Origin of the sequence: Allobosea sp. AK1 (assembly GCF_006714945.1) — a bacterium.
In the GTDB taxonomy this organism is placed as follows: Bacteria; Pseudomonadota; Alphaproteobacteria; order Rhizobiales; family Beijerinckiaceae; genus Allobosea; species Allobosea robiniae.
Genome location: NZ_VFMG01000001.1, coordinates 1,975,722 through 1,993,611 on the forward strand (window position 1 = coordinate 1,975,722; position 17,890 = coordinate 1,993,611).

16 protein-coding genes and 1 pseudogene are annotated in these 17,890 nt (G+C 66.2%); 7 read left to right on the forward strand and 10 right to left on the reverse strand.

Annotated features, from left to right (window positions below; translation table 11 throughout):
* Positions 1 to 129: 129 nt before the first annotated feature.
* Positions 130 to 768, forward strand: coding sequence for an isochorismatase family protein (locus tag FHT98_RS09890; protein WP_061966166.1), 639 nt, complete (start codon positions 130 to 132; stop codon positions 766 to 768).
* Between the two features lie 59 nt (positions 769 to 827).
* On the opposite strand, the gene FHT98_RS09895 is transcribed toward FHT98_RS09890, so the two are convergent.
* From FHT98_RS09895 to FHT98_RS09915, 5 genes and pseudogenes are all read right to left on the reverse strand, one after another.
* Positions 828 to 3,746, reverse strand: a complete 2,919-nt coding sequence (locus tag FHT98_RS09895) for an FAD-binding and (Fe-S)-binding domain-containing protein (protein ID WP_142113908.1) — start codon at positions 3,744 to 3,746, stop codon at positions 828 to 830.
* Complete coding sequence (locus FHT98_RS09900; protein ID WP_091860498.1) at positions 3,743 to 5,272, reverse strand: tripartite tricarboxylate transporter permease; 1,530 nt, start codon at positions 5,270 to 5,272, stop codon at positions 3,743 to 3,745. The genes FHT98_RS09895 and FHT98_RS09900 overlap by 4 nt, the downstream gene beginning before the upstream one ends.
* 10 nt (positions 5,273 to 5,282) lie before the next feature.
* Entirely contained in the window at positions 5,283 to 5,783 is a 501-nt protein-coding gene (locus FHT98_RS09905; RefSeq protein ID WP_142113909.1) for a tripartite tricarboxylate transporter TctB family protein, read from the reverse strand.
* Positions 5,784 to 5,960: 177 nt separating this feature from the next.
* Positions 5,961 to 6,941 (reverse strand): Bug family tripartite tricarboxylate transporter substrate binding protein, encoded by a 981-nt coding sequence (locus FHT98_RS09910; protein ID WP_113584372.1) that lies wholly within the window; start codon positions 6,939 to 6,941, stop codon positions 5,961 to 5,963.
* Positions 6,942 to 7,112: 171 nt separating this feature from the next.
* Positions 7,113 to 7,742: pseudogene (locus tag FHT98_RS09915) on the reverse strand (GntR family transcriptional regulator); the annotation flags it as partial.
* Between the two features lie 219 nt (positions 7,743 to 7,961).
* Here FHT98_RS09915 and FHT98_RS09920 point away from each other — a divergent pair.
* Both FHT98_RS09920 and FHT98_RS09925 read left to right on the forward strand, forming a co-directional pair.
* A complete protein-coding gene (locus FHT98_RS09920; protein ID WP_142113910.1) occupies positions 7,962 to 9,155 on the forward strand; it encodes a pyridoxal-phosphate-dependent aminotransferase family protein in 1,194 nt (397 codons plus the stop codon).
* A 51-nt stretch (positions 9,156 to 9,206) separates the two neighbouring features.
* Positions 9,207 to 9,617 carry a hypothetical protein gene (locus FHT98_RS09925; RefSeq protein ID WP_142113911.1) on the forward strand — a complete coding sequence of 137 codons (411 nt, stop codon included), beginning with the start codon at positions 9,207 to 9,209 and terminating at the stop codon, positions 9,615 to 9,617.
* Here FHT98_RS09925 and FHT98_RS09930 read toward each other — a convergent pair.
* The 5 genes from FHT98_RS09930 to FHT98_RS09950 are packed head-to-tail and all read right to left on the reverse strand — an operon-like array spanning position 9,583 to position 13,622.
* A complete protein-coding gene (locus FHT98_RS09930; protein ID WP_142113912.1) occupies positions 9,583 to 9,918 on the reverse strand; it encodes a hypothetical protein in 336 nt (111 codons plus the stop codon). The two genes, FHT98_RS09925 and FHT98_RS09930, sit on opposite strands and share 35 nt — an antisense overlap.
* Complete coding sequence (locus tag FHT98_RS09935; protein WP_061966183.1) at positions 9,918 to 10,802, reverse strand: DUF6772 family protein; 885 nt, start codon at positions 10,800 to 10,802, stop codon at positions 9,918 to 9,920. Before FHT98_RS09935 ends, FHT98_RS09930 begins: the two co-directional genes overlap by 1 nt.
* Positions 10,803 to 10,805: 3 nt before the next feature.
* Positions 10,806 to 11,633 carry a carbohydrate ABC transporter permease gene (locus tag FHT98_RS09940; protein ID WP_061966184.1) on the reverse strand — a complete coding sequence of 276 codons (828 nt, stop codon included), beginning with the start codon at positions 11,631 to 11,633 and terminating at the stop codon, positions 10,806 to 10,808.
* Complete coding sequence (locus FHT98_RS09945; RefSeq protein ID WP_061966186.1) at positions 11,626 to 12,498, reverse strand: carbohydrate ABC transporter permease; 873 nt, start codon at positions 12,496 to 12,498, stop codon at positions 11,626 to 11,628. The genes FHT98_RS09940 and FHT98_RS09945 overlap by 8 nt, the downstream gene beginning before the upstream one ends.
* Positions 12,498 to 13,622: a mandelate racemase/muconate lactonizing enzyme family protein gene (locus FHT98_RS09950; RefSeq protein ID WP_142113913.1), complete on the reverse strand. Its 1,125-nt coding sequence runs from the start codon at positions 13,620 to 13,622 to the stop codon at positions 12,498 to 12,500. Before FHT98_RS09950 ends, FHT98_RS09945 begins: the two co-directional genes overlap by 1 nt.
* 110 nt (positions 13,623 to 13,732) lie before the next feature.
* On the opposite strand from FHT98_RS09950, the gene FHT98_RS09955 reads away from it, so the two are divergent.
* From FHT98_RS09955 to FHT98_RS09970, 4 genes are read left to right on the forward strand one after another with little or no spacing between them, the layout of a single operon-like run.
* Positions 13,733 to 14,524 (forward strand): FadR/GntR family transcriptional regulator, encoded by a 792-nt coding sequence (locus FHT98_RS09955; RefSeq protein WP_142113914.1) that lies wholly within the window; start codon positions 13,733 to 13,735, stop codon positions 14,522 to 14,524.
* Complete coding sequence (locus tag FHT98_RS09960) at positions 14,496 to 15,791, forward strand: ABC transporter substrate-binding protein (protein WP_142113915.1); 1,296 nt, start codon at positions 14,496 to 14,498, stop codon at positions 15,789 to 15,791. The genes FHT98_RS09955 and FHT98_RS09960 overlap by 29 nt, the downstream gene beginning before the upstream one ends.
* A gap of 52 nt (positions 15,792 to 15,843) precedes the next feature.
* On the forward strand, positions 15,844 to 17,133 hold the full coding sequence (locus FHT98_RS09965; RefSeq protein WP_142113916.1) for an ABC transporter substrate-binding protein: 1,290 nt from the start codon (positions 15,844 to 15,846) through the stop codon (positions 17,131 to 17,133).
* Complete coding sequence (locus FHT98_RS09970; RefSeq protein WP_142113917.1) at positions 17,133 to 17,885, forward strand: SDR family NAD(P)-dependent oxidoreductase; 753 nt, start codon at positions 17,133 to 17,135, stop codon at positions 17,883 to 17,885. Before FHT98_RS09965 ends, FHT98_RS09970 begins: the two co-directional genes overlap by 1 nt.
* The last annotated feature ends 5 nt before the right edge of the window (positions 17,886 to 17,890 follow it).

The following is a 17,890-nucleotide window of genomic DNA, read 5'->3' on the forward strand; positions in this document are numbered from 1 at the left end:
GTCCGCTCCCCTCTGTGCTGCCTCGCCCGGCCGGCGCGTCGATGCCATAAAAAACAATCTTGCCTGATTTTTTCAAGGGGATACCGTGCCCGGATCGCGACACGAATGCGCGCAGGGAGGGAAGAAGCCATGACGAGTGACGACTATCAGAACCGGAGCTACGGCGAGATTCCGGTCGGCTTTGGCAAGAAGCCGGGCATCGTTGTCGTCGATTTCCAGACAGGCTTCACCGACGCCCAATATCCGCTCGGCGGCGCCCCGCTCGTCATGCGCGCCGTGGAGAACACGGCCAGGCTGCTGGAGGTGGCGCGCCGCTACAACGTGCCGGTCGCGAACTGCAACACGGCCTATATGAACGAGCGCGAGATGCCCTACTGGAAGATCACCGCCGTGCGCGAGACCTTCCGGCACGACCATCCGAGCGCCGCCTTCGACCCCCGCATCCACGATCCCGCCTACGATCTCACGGTCTGCAAGAAGGCACCCTCGATCTTCTTCAACACCGGCGTCAGCGACTACTTCAACAAGGAGCGGGTCGATACGGTGATCGTCACCGGCTGCAACACCTCGGGCTGCATCCGCGCCACCTCGATTGACAGCTTCAGCTATCGCTACCGGACCATCGTTCCCGAGGATTGCGTCGGCGATATCGAGGAACAGCCCCATCGCGACAACCTCCGCGATCTCGGCCGCCGCTATGTCGATATCTCCGATCTCAAGACTGTGCTGGCCTATCTCGAAGACTGGCACAAGCAGAACGCCGCCTGAAGCAGCTCAGCACGAGCGATGCCCGCCGGCTCAGGCTGATCGGCGGGCCACATCGTGCTCTATGACTGAAGCGCCGAGGCCAGCACCCGCACGACATGCAAGGCCTCGCGCTGCGCGCCGTCATGGATCTGGTGGCGGCAGCTCGTGCCGTCGGCGACCACGAGATCGTCGGCGCCGGACTTGCGCACAGCCGGCAAGAGCGAAAGCTCGCCCATCGCCAGCGAGACATCGATCGTCGCCGCACCATAGCCGAAGGCGCCGGACATGCCGCAGCAGCTCGATTCGATCGGCCGCACATCGAGCCCCGGCACCGCCCGCAAGGTCTTCTCGACCGCTCCCATGGCGTCGAAGGCCTTCTGGTGGCAGTGCCCGTGCAGATGCGCGACGCGCCCGCCCTGATCGCTGAGCGGGAGCTTCGTCCTGCCCGCCGCCATGTCGGCCGCCAGCAATTCCTCGATCAGCAGCGCGGCTTTCGCCAGGGGCTCGACCTCGGCCTTGGGCAGCAGCGCCGCGAATTCGTCGCGGAAGCTCATCAGGCAGGAGGGTTCGAGGCCGACGATGCGCGCGCCCTTCGCCACGAAGGGTGCAAGCGCATCGAGCGTCCGGCGCGCCTCGGCCCGTGCCTCCTCGACCAGCCCGGCCGACAGGAAGGTGCGCCCGCAGCAAAGCGGCCGGCCTCCGCCGGCGGCTTCGACGCGATGCAGCCGATAGCCGCCGACCTTGAGCACGCGCTCGGCCGCCTCCAGGTTCTCGCGCTCGAAATAGCGGTTGAAGGTGTCGCCGAAGAGCACGATGTCGCGGCCATCGCCTTTGACCGCCGAGGCATCCGATGCGGCAGCCGCCTCGCGCCAGGGCTTGCGCCAGACCGGGAGCGAGCGCCGCGCCGAGAAGCCGAGCCAGCGTTCGCTCAGCTTCGCCAGGAGCGGGATGCGATCACGCAGGTTCATCAAGGGCGCCAGCGCGGCAGCGACAGGCGCATAGCGCGGCAGGAAGGCGATCAGGCGCTCCTTCAGCGGCAGGCCGTGCTTCGCGTGGTAGTGATGCAGGAACTCGACCTTCATCCGGGCCATGTCCACACCGGTCGGGCAATCACGCTTGCAGCCCTTGCAGGAGACGCAGAGATCGAGCGTCTCCTTCATCTCCGGCGAGGTGAAGGCATCGGGGCCGAGCTGGCCGGAAATCGCGAGCCGGAGCGTGTTGGCCCGGCCGCGCGTCACATGCTGCTCGTCCTGCGTCGCGCGCCAGGACGGGCACATCGTGCCACCGGTCATCTTCCGGCAGGTGCCATTATTGTTGCACATCTCGACCGCGCCGCCGAGCCCGCCCCAGTCGGACCAGTCGAGCGCCGTTTGTGCGGAAACCGGCGTGGCATAGCCCGGCGCGAAGCGCATCAGGCTGCGGTCGTCCATATGATAGGGGCGGACGATCTTGCCGGGGTTCAGCTTGTTGTCGGGATCGAACCCGTCCTTCACCGCCTCGAAGGCGCGGGTCAGCGGCACCCCGAACATCGGCTCGACGAAATCCGAGCGCGAGATGCCATCGCCATGCTCGCCGGAGAACGAGCCCTTGAAGCGGCGGACGAGCTCGCAGGCCTCCTCGGCGATGCCGCGCATCGCCTTCACGCCCGTTTCCGTCTTCATGTTCAGGATCGGGCGCACATGCAGGCAGCCGACCGAGGCATGCGCATACCAGGTGCCGCGCGTGCCGTGCTTCTCGAACAGGGCCGTCACCGCATTGGTATAATCGGCGAGATGCTCGAGGGGCACCGCGCAATCCTCGATGAAGGAGACCGGCTTCCCGTCGCCCTTCATCGACATCATGATGTTGAGGCAGGCCTCGCGCACGTCCCAGACCGGCTTCTGCCGGGCAGGCTCGACCACCTCCACCACCGCATCGGGGAAGCCGAAATCGGCCATGCACTGGTCGAGCCGCTTCAGGTCCCGCTTGAGATCGGCGAGATCGTCGCCGGCGAACTCGACCAGCAGCAGGCAGTTCGGCCGGCCCCTGGTGATGTCGGCAAGCGTGCGCACGAAGAGCGGGATGTCGGCGCCGAGCACCAGCACATTGTTGTCGACGAGCTCGACCGCGACCGGACCGAGCGCGACGATATGCTGCGTCGTCTCCATCGCCGCGCGGAAATTCGGGAAATGGCAGACGCCCATGACCCGGTGCTGCGGCAGCGGCGAGAGTTTGAGCGTCGCTTCCGTGGTGATCGCAAGCGTGCCTTCCGAGCCCACAAGCAGATGCGACAGGTTCGGCCGCGGCACGATCAGCTCGTCGAGATTATAGCCGCCGACACGACGCTGCACCTTCGGGAAAATCGCCTCGATCGCCTCGCGGTGCTGCCCGGCCAGCGCCAGCATCCCCGTCATCAGGTCGCGGGCCCGCGGGGATGCGTTGTCGCGCACAGCGCCCTCGCCGAGCGCGAAGGGCTCGCCGTCATGGAACATCGCCTTGAGCGCGATCACGTTGTCGACCATCTTGCCGTAGCGCAGCGAGCGCGCGCCCGACGAGTTGTTGCCGGCCATGCCGCCGATCGTGCAGCGGCTCGCCGTCGAGGGCTCGACCGGGAAGAACAGACCGTCCTTGCGCAGCCGCGTATTCAGCGCCTCGAGCACGAGGCCGGGCGCGACCGAGATCGTGCGCTGCTGCGGATCATAGTCGCGGATCGCGTTGAAGTGCCGGCTCATGTCGAGGATCAGCGCATCGCCGATCGGCTGGCCGTTTTGCGAGGTGCCGCCGCCGCGCGCGATCACCGGCACGCCGTGCTCGGCCGCGATCGTCAGCGCCGCCGCGATATCGGCCTCTCTCTTCGGGAAGGCCACGCCCTGCGGCACGATCTGGTAGATCGAGGCATCGGTGGCGTAGCGCCCACGGGTGAAGGCGTCGAAGCGGACCTCCCCTTCCAGTGCCTGCGACAATTTGCGTTCGAAGCCGAGATTGCGGCTATGCGGGCGCGGCAGCGCAGCCTGCGTCATCGTGTGGCCTCGGCGGTCTCGGGATCGGTCCGGCCGCGGCCGCGCAGTGCGGCGATGGCATCGCTGGCCGGTCCCCAGCAGAGCAGCAGCAAGGCGAGGATGACGAGCGTCGTGACCAGCCCGTTCGCCCAGAAGATACCGAGCGAGCCACCCGAGCCGAGCAGCGCCTGACGGAAGGCGTCCTCGGCGCGATCACCCAGCACCAGGGCCAGGATCATCGGAGCGAGCGGATAGTCGAGCTTCTTGAAGAGATAGCCGACGACGCCGAAGATCAGCATCAGCCAGATGTCGAAGATCGAGTTCGAGATCGTGTAGGCGCCGATCGCACAGACGATCAGGATCACCGGCGCGACGAAGGAGAACGGAATCCGCATGATCGCTGCGAAGAGCGGCACCGTGGCGAGCACGATGACGAGTCCGGCGATATTGCCGAGATACATCGAGGCGATCAGGCCCCAGACGAATTCCTTCTGCTCGACGAACAGCATCGGCCCGGGCTGCAGCCCCCAGACCAGCAGGCCCCCGAGCAGGACGGCAGCCGTCGCCGAGCCGGGAATGCCGAGCGCCAGCATCGGCAGCAGCGCGCTGGTGCCGGCGGCATGCGCGGCGGTCTCGGGGGCCAGCACGCCCTCGATCTCGCCCTTGCCGAAATTCTTGCCGCGCTTCGAGAAGCGCTTGGCCAGGCCATAGCCCATGAAGGAGGCGGCGATGGCGCCGCCCGGCGTCACGCCCATCCACATGCCGACGACCGCGGAGCGCAGCAGCGTCGCCCAATAGCGTGGCAGGCCGGCCCAGGTCCGCAGCACCACCATCAGGTCGATCTTGGCCTGCTTGCCCTTGAACACCAGCCCGTCCTCGACCGTCAGCAGGATCTCGCTGACGCCGAACAGGCCGATCACGACGATCAGGAAGTCGAAGCCACGCATCAGCTCGGTCGAGCCGAAGGTCATGCGCAGGTCGCCCGAGATCGAATCGAGGCCGACCGCCGCCAGCAGGAAGCCGATGCAGAGCGAGGCGATGATCTTGGCGCGGTTCTCCCGGCCCATGCCGATGAACGAGCAGAAGGTCAGAAGGAAGACAGCGAAGAACTCGGCCGGGCCGAATCTGAGCGCGAACTGGGCGACCAGCGGCGCGACGAAGGTGATCAGCACCACGCCGGAAAGCGCCCCGATGAACGAGGCGGTGAAGGCTGCCGTCAGCGCTTCCGCAGCCTTGCCCTGCACCGCCATCGGGTAGCCGTCGAAGGTGGTCGCGACCGACCAGGCCTCGCCCGGGATGTTGAACAGGATCGAGGTGATCGCCCCACCGAACAGAGCGCCCCAGTAGATCGACGACAAGAGGATGATTGCCGAGGTCGGGTCCATGCCGAAGGTCAGCGGCAAGAGAATCGCCACGCCGTTCGGCCCACCGAGGCCAGGCAGCACCCCGACGATGATGCCGAGGATGACGCCGACCGCCATGAAACCGATATTGTGCCAGGAGAGCGCGACCTGGAAGCCGGCGATGAGCGAGGAGAGATCGTCCATCGGTGACCCTTCAATAGCCGAGCATGGCTTCCAGCGGGCCCTTTGGCAGGGGCACGCGGAACTGCAGTTCGAAAATCCAGAAGCAGGCGATCGGTACGAGCAGCGCCGTCAGCCCGATCGACCACCAGCGCGACGTCCCGACCACCGCCATGAAAGTGACGATGAAGACAGCCGAGGCGACATAGATTCCAAGCGGCTGGATCAGCGCCACGAACAGAACGAGCGGTCCCAGCACCCTGACGACCTGGCGCAGCTGCCCATAGGTGACGAAGACCGCATCCGGCTGGCGGAAGGACTGCCAGAGGATGAAGAGCGAGGCGGCGAGGAAGATCCAGCCGACGCGGGCCGGGAAGAAGCCGTTCTGCGGGCCGCCATCCCAGCCGGCGCCACGGCCATGCGAGTCGTAGAGCACGATGCCGGCGAGGCCGATCAGCAGCAGCGCCGTGGCGATTTCGACCGGCCGGCGCGAGATGCCGGGCTCTTGGGCTTCAGCTTCAACTGGCTGCGTCATTCACCGTTCCTCGCGCGTCATCCCGGACAAGCCGCCCTCGGGTCCGACCTTCGGTCGGCCCAAGGACAGGCTCTGCGGCGCCAATCCGGGATCCATTCCTGAAGCGTTCCGGAATGGATCCCGGGTCTTCCCTTTGCTCGCCCGGGATGACGAGGCACCCCGGCAACGGTCACCCGTTCACTTCGCCATGAAGCCGGCTTCGGTCATCAGCTTCTCGTGCTTCGCCTCATCCGCCTTCAGGAAGGAGACGAAGGCATCGCCATCGCGGTAATCCGCCGCCAGCGCGTTGCGGGCGAGGTACTCTTTCCATTCCGGCGTCTCGGAGACCTTCTTGAACATGTCGACATAGAAGGCCTGCTGTTCCTTCGTGACCTTGCCGGGCATGAACATGCCGCGCAGCATCTGGTAGCTGACATTCAGCCCCTGCGAAGCGCAGGTCGGGATGTCGGCCCAGGACTGCCCGTCCGCGACCTTCTCGCTATAGACCATCTTCTGCTCGGCGAAGACGCAGAGCGGGCGGGTGGCACCGCCGCGCCAGTTGGCGAGGTCCTCGGCCGGATTATTGGTGGTGGCCTCGACATGCCCGCCCGACAACTGCGTCGAGGCCTGGCCGCCGGAGGTGTAGGGGATATAGGCGAACTTGGTGCCGCCCTGCTTCTCCATGGCGAAGACGAGAAGGTTGTCCTCACGCTTGGAGGAGGTACCGCCGATCTTCATCGGTGGGCTCGCCGCTTTGGCAGCCGCCATCAGGTCGCCGGCGTTCTTGTAGGGCGATTTGGCATTGACCCAGAGCAGGAAGGAATCCTGCGCCAGCATCGCGACCGGAGTGTAGTCGGTCCAGTTCAGCGCCAGCTTGGTCGCCATCGGCGTCATGAAGATGCCGCTCGAAGTGGTGATCAGCTTGTGCGGGTCGCCGGCCGACTTCTGGATGTCGAGCATGCCTTCGGCGCCGCCGGCGGCCGGCTTGTTGACAACGATGATCGGCTGCTTGGTGAGCTGATGCTTCTGGATGATGCCCTGGATCGTCCGCGCCATCTGGTCGGAGGCGCCGCCTGCCGAGAACGGCACGACGATCTCGACCGGTTTCGTCGGCTCCCAGGCGGAGGCGGGCGCGATGGCGCCGAGCGACAGGGTAGCGGCGAGCCAATGCTGCTTCATGGTCTTTCTCTCCCTTCATCGCGCTCTGACGGCGCCATGGGAGCGACCCTAGACCAAAAAATTTTGCATTCAATCTAAAAGATGGAACCCGTAGAATTGAGAACGAAACATTCCCTGCTCCGCCCTCAGCCTCGCGATCGCAGGCATCATCAATTCCGAGGCCGCCTGCGCTCAGGCCGCCGGCTGGGCCGCCTTCAGCTTGTTCCTGAGATGCAGGAACAGGATGTCGCTCAACTCGCTGCCCGCACGGCGGCGCAGCGCATCCAGGATCGCCTCATGCTCGCGCATCGCCTCGCTCAGCCTGTCGCGGTCCTTCGCCAGGTTGGCGGCGTACCGGACGCGCCGGATGCGACCGGCCAAGCCGGCATAGGTCGACGCCAGCAGCGTGTTGCCCGCGGCCGCCACGATCATCTGGTGGATGGCCTGGTTGCAGCGGAAATAGCCGTGCACGTCCCGACGCAGGTAGAAATGGTACATTTCATGATGAACCCGCTCGATCTCGGCGATTTCAGCGTCGGTTATGCGCTCGCAGGCCAGGCGCCCGGCCAGCGATTCCAGTCCGCCCATGACATCGAAAAGCTCGCGCAGATCGGCGGCGCTCAGCTCGCGCACGCGCGCGCCGCGGTTGGGAAGAAGCTCGATCAAGCCCTCCGCAGCGAGAACCTTCAGCGCCTCGCGCAATGGCGTCCGCGAGATGCTGAAGCGCTCGCACAGCGCGCGCTCGGGGATACGCACACCATCCTCAAGATGCCCCTCGACGATAAAATCGCGCAGCGCCGCCAGCAATTCGCCATGAAGCGTCCCAGACGATCTGGCAGCCTCCACCGCCTCCCGACTCCGGCCCTCATCTGCATTCATGGATGTCTCGCTCATGATCTCCAGCTAAGCTGACGCAGACCCACTGTCGAGCCCTGCTATCTGCCCATATGAATTACATGACAAGCTTGATCTTCTAAAGAATGAATGCAAAATGACGTGAGGTGACGGCGCACCGCGCGCCGAAGGGAGGATAACAACGTCATGCAGGGTCGTCATTTCCTACATATTCCCGGCCCGAGCCCGATCCCTGACCGCATCCTGCGTGCGATCGCGATGCCGATCATCGACCATCGCAGCGCCGAGTTCGGCGCGCTCGGCAAGGAGGTCCTCGAAGGCTCCAAGGCCGTCTTCAAGACCAGCCAGCCGGTTGTGATCTACCCCTCCTCCGGCACAGGTGCCTGGGAGGCGGCGATCACCAACACCCTCTCCCCCGGCGATACCGTGCTGATGGCCGAGACCGGGCATTTCGCGACACTCTGGAAGCAGATCGCCACGCGCTTCGGCATCACGGTCGAGTTCATCCCGGGCGACTGGCGTCATGGCGCCGATCCGGCCGCGATCGAGGCCAGGCTCGCCGAGGACAAGGCCCACGCGATCAAGGCGGTGATGGTCGTCCATAACGAGACCTCGACCGGCGCGACCAGTCGTGTCGCCGAGATCCGCAAGGCCATCGACGCCGCCGGCCACCCCGCCCTGTTCATGGTCGATACGATCTCGTCGCTTGCCTCGGTCGACTACCGCCACGACGAATGGCGGGTCGACGTCACCGTCTCCGGCTCGCAGAAGGGTTTGATGCTGCCGCCCGGGCTGAGCTTTAACGCGATCTCCGAAAAGGCCCTCGCGGCGTCGAAGACCAACAAGCTGCCGCGTTCCTACTGGGACTGGCAGGAGATGGTGAAGATCAACGCCAGCGGATTCTTCCCCTACACGCCCGCGACGAACCTGCTCTACGGCCTGAAGGAAGCGCTCGCGATGCTGCAGGAGGAAGGGCTCGACAACGTCTTCACCCGCCACCAGCGCCTGGCCGCGGCCTGCCGCGCCGCCGTCAAGGCGTGGGGGCTCGAAGTGCTCTGCCAGAACCCGGACGAATATTCGCCGGTCCTGACCGCCGTGCTCATGCCGCCGAGCCATGACGCCGACCGCTTCCGCAAGATCGCGCTGGAGAAATACAACATCTCGCTCGGCTCTGGCCTCGGCAAGGTCGCCGGCAAGGTCTTCCGCATCGGCCATCTCGGCGAATGCAACGAACTCAGCCTGCTCGGCGCGCTGTCGGGCGTCGAGCTCGGCCTGTCGGCCGCCGGCGTGCCGCATCGCAGCGGCGGCGTCGCCGCGGCGATGGCAAGCTTCGAAGGGCAGGACAAGGCCAATGAAACAGCGGTCGCGGCCGTCGCCTAGAGGCTGCTGATTTTATATGGAACCACGTCGTCATCCCGGGACTTGTCCGGGATGACGACCCGCTTCCGTGAAAATCAAGCAAGCACTGGGTCATCGCGCGTCCTGTCGGACGGCCCGGCCCTACGGCGCTTTCAGGCCGAAGACGGCCTCCGCCGTCTCTCCGGCCGTCAGGGCCGCCTCCCATTTCGCCTCCAGCACCAGCCGGGCTTCGGCATCGGCGATGCGGGCGCGGATCGATGCCGGCGTCAGCGCAACCAGCCCGTCATCGTCGCCGATCAGGAGATCGTCGGGCGAGACGATCGCACCCCGATCGTCACCGGCCGGTTGATCTCGCCGCGCTCGGCCGAAGACGGGCCGCGCAGCCGCTTGCGCCGCGCCAGGCTCATCGTGACGCCGGTCGGATTGTGCCCATGGCCCTATCGGCGGATCACGCCTTCAGGTGAAGCGTCACCAGCACGGTGATCTCGGCGCCATCGGGCAGCGACGCGGCGACGCGCAGGAAATTGCCGAAATGGCTGACCCGTTGGAACGTGACGGCGTCCCTCGCGGCCGGCAGGTCGAATTCCGAGCCCTCGGCGCACCAGTGCAGGCCATCGGCCGAGATCTCGATCCGCGCCTTCGGCAACGGGCCTGTCGGCGCCTTCAGCGCGCGCACGAAGACGATCGCCTCCTTCGCCCAGCCGGCCTCGTAAGGCTCGGTCGCGCTTTCAGCCGTCCAGCTTTCGTTGCGGGCAACGACGGCGGTGAGGTTCTCGGGCAGCATCAGAAATCCCCCGACAGGCAGACGGAGTCGAGATAGGCGAAGGCGCGCTTGTCGGTATCCGTCTCCGCGAAGAAGGCGAGGTTCAGCATGCACCACAGATTCTTCATCGCGGGGATGCGGATGCAGTCATAGCCATCCATGGCGAAGACCCGGTCATTGACCTGAAACCGTGTCGCCTGCATCGCGGCGAGGTCGAAATCGAAGCGCAGATAGTGCCAGTTCACCTTGGTCGGGATCTCGTTGTAGCAGAGCCTTTGCTCGCCGCCCGGCAGATCCTCCCAGTCATCGGGCGCGAGGTGGTAATGCGTGATCGTCTTGCCGGCGGTGCCGATCGGCTTGATCGGCGTCGTCTTGCGCTTGAACTGCCATTTCTGGATGTGCTGGCCGTCCTGCGCATTGAGGAAGCGCAGATGCGGCATCACCCGGTCGCCCGGCCCCGAGGTATCGCCGATCTGGAGATCGTAGAGGAAGCCGAAGGAGCGGATATCGGTCTCCGAGAGCGCGAGCTCCGTCGCCTCCGGCTTGAAGGTGAAATAGGCCTCCAGCCGGATCGGTCCGGCCTTGCGGAAGGTCAGGCGCTTGATCGCGACATTCTGCGCGCCTTTCTTCGGCCGGGTCGCGATCTTCAGCGCATAGGAGCCGTCGACGCCGCCATGCGAGCCGAAATCCCAGTTCGGCAGGGTCGAGAGCATGGCATGGCTGTGCTGGGCATAGCCCGGCAGCATCGCGTCCAGCGTATCCTCGTAATTGCCGACGAGCTGGGTCCAGCCGCACATGCCGCGGTCGAAATCGTCGAGGCAGATGATGCGCGGCAGCGGGTCGAAGCGGCTTAAGGCAGGGTCGCTCTCGCGGATCGCGCGCCTGAGGTCGTCGAGCTGGGTCATGGCTTATCCCTTCACCGCGCCGGCGGTGAGGCCCGCCACGAGATGCTTCTGCATGAGGATGACGAAGGCGAGCACCGGCACGAGCTGCACGGTGGAGGCTGCGAAAAGCACGCCCCATTCGACGCCCTCGACGGCGCCGATCATCTCGGAGATCACCAGCGGCGCTGTCTTGGCCTTGGTCGTGGTGAAGATGAAGGCGAAGAGGAACTCGTTCCAGGCATAGACGATGACGAAGACTGAGACCGCGAGCATGCCCTGCGCCGCCATCGGCAGGATCACGCGCATGATGATCTGGAACTGCGAGGCACCGTCCATCATCGCGGCCTCGTCGAGCTCGCGCGGGATCTGGTCGATGAAGGTTCGCATCACCACCGTGCCCAGCGAGACGAAGAAGGTGGCGTAGAGCACGATCAGCACGAAATGCGTGTCGTTCAAGCCCAGCCAGTTCACCACCGGGAAGAGCGGCAGCGTGATCACGATCGGCGGGATCAGGCGGATGAAGATCAGGAAGAAGGCCGAGGCCTGCAGGCCCTTCGAGGCGAAGCGCGAATAGGCGAAGCCGGCGAGCAGCGAGACGCCGACGGCCAGCACCGTCGCCCCGACCGTGACGAGGAAGCTGTTCCACAGGCCGAAGAAGAAGTCGCCCCAGCGGCTCCATAGCGCCTGGTAGTTCGCCAGCGTTGGCGCGAAGGAGAAGGTGCCGGTGGTCGAGAAGATGTCGCGGTCGGCCTTGAAGGAGGACATCGCGATCAGCCCGATCGGCACCAGTGACCAGGCGACGACCGCCAGCACACCGACGAGCTTCAGAAGATGGCGGAGCAGCTTAGGCACGCGCGAACATCTCCTTGTAGAGCCGGCGCAGGTAGAACAGCGCGAGCAGGAGCGAGGCGAGCACCAGCAGCCAGCCGGTAGCGGCGGCAGAGCCGAAGGCGTTGTAGCGGAAAGCCTCGAGATAGAGATAGACCGCCATCACCTCGGTCGAGCGCGCCGGCCCGCCGCCAGTCATCAGCCAGACCTCCGAGAACAGCCGGAAGGCGAAGATGTAGCGGAACAGGGCGGCGATCAGCAGCGCCGGCATCAGCAGCGGCAGCGTGATCCGGCGGAACGAAGTCCAGGCCGAGGCACCGTCGATCGAGGCGGCCTCATAGAGATCGCTGGGGATCGAAAGCCGCGCCGCGTAGAGGATGATGAACGAGAACGGCAGGTGCAGCCAGATCGAGAGCAGGCTGACCATGGCGAGGCCATGGCTGGGGTTCACCGCCCATTCGATCGGCGGCAGGCCCAGCGTCATCAGCAGCCGGCTCATCATCCCGACATCGGGCTCGAACAGGTAGCGCCACATAACCACCGCCGAGACTTCGCTGACGGCATAGGGCGCGAGCACGATCGCGAGCAGCAGCGCGCGCAACGGCACGCCGGAGGCGAAGAACAGGGCCATGCCGAGCCCGATCAGCAGTTCGACATGCACCACGACGGCGACGACGATGACGGTGTTGAGCAGCGCCTTCCAGAAATACGGATCGCTCAGCACCTTCGCGTAATTGGCGAGGCCGACGAACGTCGCCGCCTGTCCGAAGGAGGACTGGTTGAGGCTCAGCCAGAAGACATAGAGCGCCGGCACGAAGATGATGCCGCCGATCATGAGCTGAACCGGGGTGACGAGCGCGATCGCCGAGAAAGGCGTACGGGCGCTCATCAGGCGATCCTGAAGCGCTTCAGCGCCTCGCGGTCGATCTCGATGCCAAGGCCCGGCCCCTGTGGGATCGCGAGCTTGCCGTCGACGAGCTGCGAGCCCTCGCCGACGAGCGGCTGCGTGAAGGCGTCGCGCAGCGGGTTCTCGTAGACCATGCATTCGAAGGTACGGAAGCTCTCCGCCGCTGCGGCGAGCTGCAGGCTCGCGGCAACGCAGATCGCGCCCGACCAGCCGACATGCGGCGCATAGGCCGTGTTGAAGGCCGCAGCGAGCTCGGCGATGCGCCAGGTCTCGGTGATGCCGCCGGAGCGTGTCACGTCCGGCTGGATCAGCCCGAGCGAGCGGTCCTGCAGCATGGTCAGCGCCTCGCCCGCGACGAAATCGCTCTCGCCGGCCGCAAGCCGTATCGGCAGATGCTGCGCAAGACGGCGATAGCCTTCACGGTCATGCGGCGCGATCGGCTCCTCGAAGAAGCCGTAGCCGAGATCAGCCAGCGCGCGGCCGACGATCATCGCGTCGTCGACGTCATAGGCCCAGTTCGCATCGACATAGAGCGCGATCTCGTCACCGGCGAGCCGGCGGATCAGCTTCGCGCGGGCGATGGCATCACGCAGGGGATGGCCGAGCTTGACCTTGATTTCGCGGAAGCCGGCCTTCAGCGCCGCCGCCACCTCGGCCTCGACCGTGGCGTCGTCGAGCCAGTTGATCGAGGAGGCATAGGCCGCGACCTCCGTGCGCCCCATGCCGCCGAGCAGCTTGTGGACCGGCTGCCCCGCCTGTTTCCCCGCGATGTCCCAGAGCGCGATGTCGACGGCCGCGATGGCTTCAACGACCTGCCCGCCGGGCCGGCCCGAGAGCGCCGCCCGCATCGCCTTCCAGAGCGCGCGCCGGTCGGCGGCATCGCGCCCGATCAGCCGGGACACCAGCGCTTCCTCGATGAAGCGCGCATAGCCGGCCGCGCCGCGCCGGCACAATCCCTCGCCGAAACCGATCGTGCCGTCCTCGGTCTCGACCTCCACGACGACGATCTCGATCGCCGGGTAGTCGCCCTGCGAGGTCCGCTGGACCTTGGGCAGCGTCGCCCGCAGCGGATGAACATCTATTTTGGCGATGCGGCTGGCCGACATGCGGCATGGCCCTCCCGAGGCGCGTGGCTGAACGACACTTGCTTATCTGATAGGTTGAACAGTTGCCAAGGAACGCGGCATCTGTCAATGATCCCCGCCGGAGGAAATTGATGAGCGATATCGCCCGTTCCGTGCTGGATGCCGACGACCCGTTCGCGGGCGGCGATGTCGTGCCGATGCGCCTCGGCGATGCCGTGATCCAGCGCATCACGCAGGCGATCCATGAGGGGCGTTTGAAGCCGGGCGATTTCCTGCCGTCGGAAGCGCGCATCGCCGCCTCCTTCGGCGTCAGCAAGCCGATCGCGCGCGAGGCCATCCGCCAGCTCGCGGCCATGGGCGTCGTCCATATCCAGCAGGGCAAGCCGACGCGGGTGCAGGCGCTCGATGCCGCGCCGCTCGACCGGTTCTATCGTTTCGCCGTGCGCGGCCGTGCCAACGGCCTGACCGAAGCCGTCGAACTGCGCCGCATCCTGGAGCCGCCGATCGCGGCGCATAGCGCCGAACGGCGTACGGACGAGGATATCGAGAAGCTCGATCTCATCCTCGCCCGGATGGAGGATGCGCTGGGTCATGTGCCGCTCTGGATCGAGGCCGATCTCGATTTTCACGAAGCGGTCGCAGCCTCCTCTGGCAACCGCCTGCTCGATTTCCAGCTCCGCGGCCTGCGCCCCGTCATCCGCGAGGTGATGGAGATTTTCAACTCGCGCGAGGCGCGCGGTCCCGAGGACTGGCAGCGCACGTTCAAGCGCCATGTCCTTGTCGTGGACGCCATCCGCGCGGGCGATGCCGCCGCGGCTTCCGCCGCCATGAACAAGCATTTCGAAGCGGCAGAAGCCGCCATCGCGGAACTCGCGAGCCATAGGGAGGATCATCATGAGTCAAGGGGCGACACTCGACCGTAGGCAGTTCGGCGCCGGCATCCTCGGACTGAGCTTCGCCGGGCTGGGCCACACGGCGCAGGCGCAGAGCGGGCCTTTCAACGTCTTCACCCATCGCGTCATGCAGACGGTCGCGACCGGCGCGCAGGGCGGCGACATCACCAAGGACTGGGCGCAGAAGAACGGCGTCACCGTCCAGTGGACGACGTTCGACACCGGGCCGCTGCAGGAGCGCCTGTTCCGCGAGGCGAGCCTCGGCGAGACCTCCGTCGATGTCGGTTTCGTCGTCAACACGCAGGTCGTGCCGCGCGCCGCGACCCTGTTCGAGGCGCTCGACGACTATCTGAAGAAGGATCCGGTCGAGGACATCGCCGATATCTTCCCCGGCCTGATCGAGGGCATGAAGGTCGGTGGCAAGCAGCTCGCGATCCCGTTCCGCCACGCCTCCTCCGGCCTGCACTACAACGAGGAGATTCTGGCCGAGAAGGGCTTCTCCAAGCCGCCCGCGACGATCGAGGAGATGATCGAGATCGCCAAGGCCTGCAGCTATCGCCGCGCCGATGGCACACAGGTCGTCGGGTTGTGCACGCCGGGCGCGACCTATCCCAACGTGATCGACCTCGCCCGCGCCTGGGACGGCGATTTCATCACGCCGGACTTCAAATGCGTCGCCGACCAGCCGCCGATGCTGAACGCGATCCGCACCTTGCGCGAGCTTTTCCAGGCCAATGCCTTCCCGCGCAACTTCGCGACGCTCTCGCCCGAAGACGTCAATGTCTGGATGCAGCAGGGCCGCGCCGCGATGAGCCTGCAGAGCATGGGCCGCAACCGCATCTACAACGACCCGCAGAAGTCGAAATTCCCCGGCAAGATCAAGACGATCGCGGTGCCCGCCTCGAAGACGCTCGCCGGCAAATACGCTGCAGCCCCGGCCAAGGTCGAGTTCTGGGGCATGGTCATCCCGAAGAATGCCAAGCGCAAGGACCTCGCCTGGAGCTTCATCAAGGCGATGACCTCCAAGGAGGCGACGCTGAAGGCCGCCCTCAACGGCAACGGCCCGGTCCGCGTCTCGACCTATGCCGATCAGGGCTTCGCCGGGTCCGTGCCTTACGCCGCCGAGGAATTGAAGGTGCTCAAGGTCGCGCGCGTCCCGATGCCGGCCTTCGACGAGGCCGCCCGCGCCGGCGATCTGTTCAAGGAAGAAGCCGAAGCCGCCGTGCTCGGCATGAAGACGCCGGAAGAGGCGATGGCCTCGCTGGTCAAGCGCGTACAGCCGCTGCTGCCGGCCTGACGATCGAGAAAGCGGCGCACCACGCCCGAAAACGAGCACCGGAGGACAATCGATGACATCCCGCATCTCGCGCCGCCGGTTCGGTGCGCTCGCCGGCACCGCAGCCGCCGCGGCGCTTCTCCCGCGCGCCGCCTTCGCCCAGGCGAAGACGCTGACCGCGCTCGGTCACCGCGTCCACCAGAGTGCCGCGACGACCGGTCCCGGCGGCGACGCCACCGAAGCCTTCCGCAAGGCGAACGACGCCAATGTGAACTGGGTCACGTTCGGCGATGTCAACGCGGTTCATGAGCGGCTGCTGCGCGAGGCTTCGCTGTCGGAGACCTCGATCGACGTCGCCTATCTCGTCAATGGCCGCGCGGTGCCGCGCAATCTCCAGCTCTTCGAGCCGCTCGACGCGCTGATGAAGCAGGCGCCGATCGAGGCCTTCGACGATTTCGCGCCGGGCCTGCTCGCCCCGCTCAAGGTCGGCGATGCCCTGCACGGTATCCCGGTTCGCCACGCGACCAATGCCCTGATCTATAACGAGGCCCTGCTGGAAGAGCGCGGCGTCACCAAGCTGCCGACGACGTTCGAGGAGCTGGCGGAACTCGCCCGCAAGCTTACCTTCAAGCGCGAGGACGGCACGCAGGTCTACGGCCTCGCCTTCACCGCCGTCTTCGCCTCGAACTTCCTGACGCTCGCCCGCTGCCTCGGCGGCGACTACATGACGACCGACGGCAAGATCGTCGCGGCCGAGCCGCCGATGGTGAAGACGCTCGCCCTGCTCGCCGATTTCTACAAGGCCGGCGTGCTGCCGCGGAATTTCGCAACGGTGAACAACGAGGAGATTACCACCTGGATGCAGCAGGGCCGGGCGGCGATGACGATCAACCCCTTCGCCAGGCTCGTCACCTATAACGACCCGTCCAAGGGCAAGTATGGCGGGCGGTTCAAATCGCTGCTGCCGCCGATGGCCGCCGATCTCGTGGGTAAGGTCGCCTTCGCCCCGACGACCGAGTTCTGGGCGCTGATGATCCCGAAGAACGCCAGGCAGAAGCCGCTGAGCTGGGAGTTCATCCGCGCGCTGTCCTCGAAGGCCGGCACGACCGCCATGGCGCTGAACGGCAACGGTCCGGTGCGCATCTCGACCTATGCCGACGAGAAGCTGAAGGCGGCGATGCCCTATGCCGCCGACGAGGCGGCCGCGCTCAAGGCTTCGCGCATCCATCTGCCGGCCTTCGACGAGCAGGCCCGCGCCCATGACATCTTCATCGAGGAAACGCAGGCCGCCGTGCTCGGCCGCAAGCCGGCGCAGCAGGCGATGGACGATGCGACGGCGCGCGTGAAACCACTGCTCGGCTGATGACAAGCCCGCTTTCGGGGCGCGTCGCGCTCGTCACCGGCGCGGCGCGCGGCATTGGGCTGGCGATCGCGGCGCGCCTCGCGGATGCCGGCGCGCATGCCATCATCCATGACCGGGACGCCGCCGCCGCCGACGCGGCGGTCGCCGACCTGCGGGCGCAAAACCACGCGGCCACGGCCCTGATCGCCGACCTCGCCGAGCCGGCCGCCCCCGCGACGATGGCAGGGCAGCTCATGGCAAAGGGCACCGAGCCCGATATCCTCGTGCTCTGCGCCTCAGTCGAGATGCTGGAAACCTGGGACGCGGTCTCGGAAGCAGCGATGGCCGCCCAGACGCAGATCAATCTCCACGCCACCGTCAGGCTGTTGCAGGCTTTCCTGCCGGGGATGCTGTCGCGCGGCTTCGGCCGGGTGATCGCGATCGGCAGCGTGCAGGAAGCACGCCCCAATCCGACGCATCTCTATTACGCCGCCACCAAGGCCGCGCAGACCAACATGATCCTGAACCTCGCCCGCACCACGCAGGCGCCGGACGTCACCTTCAATATCGTCAAGCCCGGCGCGATCCTGACCGAGCGCAACCGCGCCGTGCTGGCCCAGCCCGGACGGGAGCAGCAGGTCCTCGCCCGCATCCCCTTGGGCCGGATCGGCAGCCCCGAGGATTGTGCGGGCATCGCGCTGCTGCTCTGCTCGCCCGAAGGCAGCTATATCAACGGCGCCGAAATCGCGGTGGATGGCGGCTTGCGGCTCTGACCGGA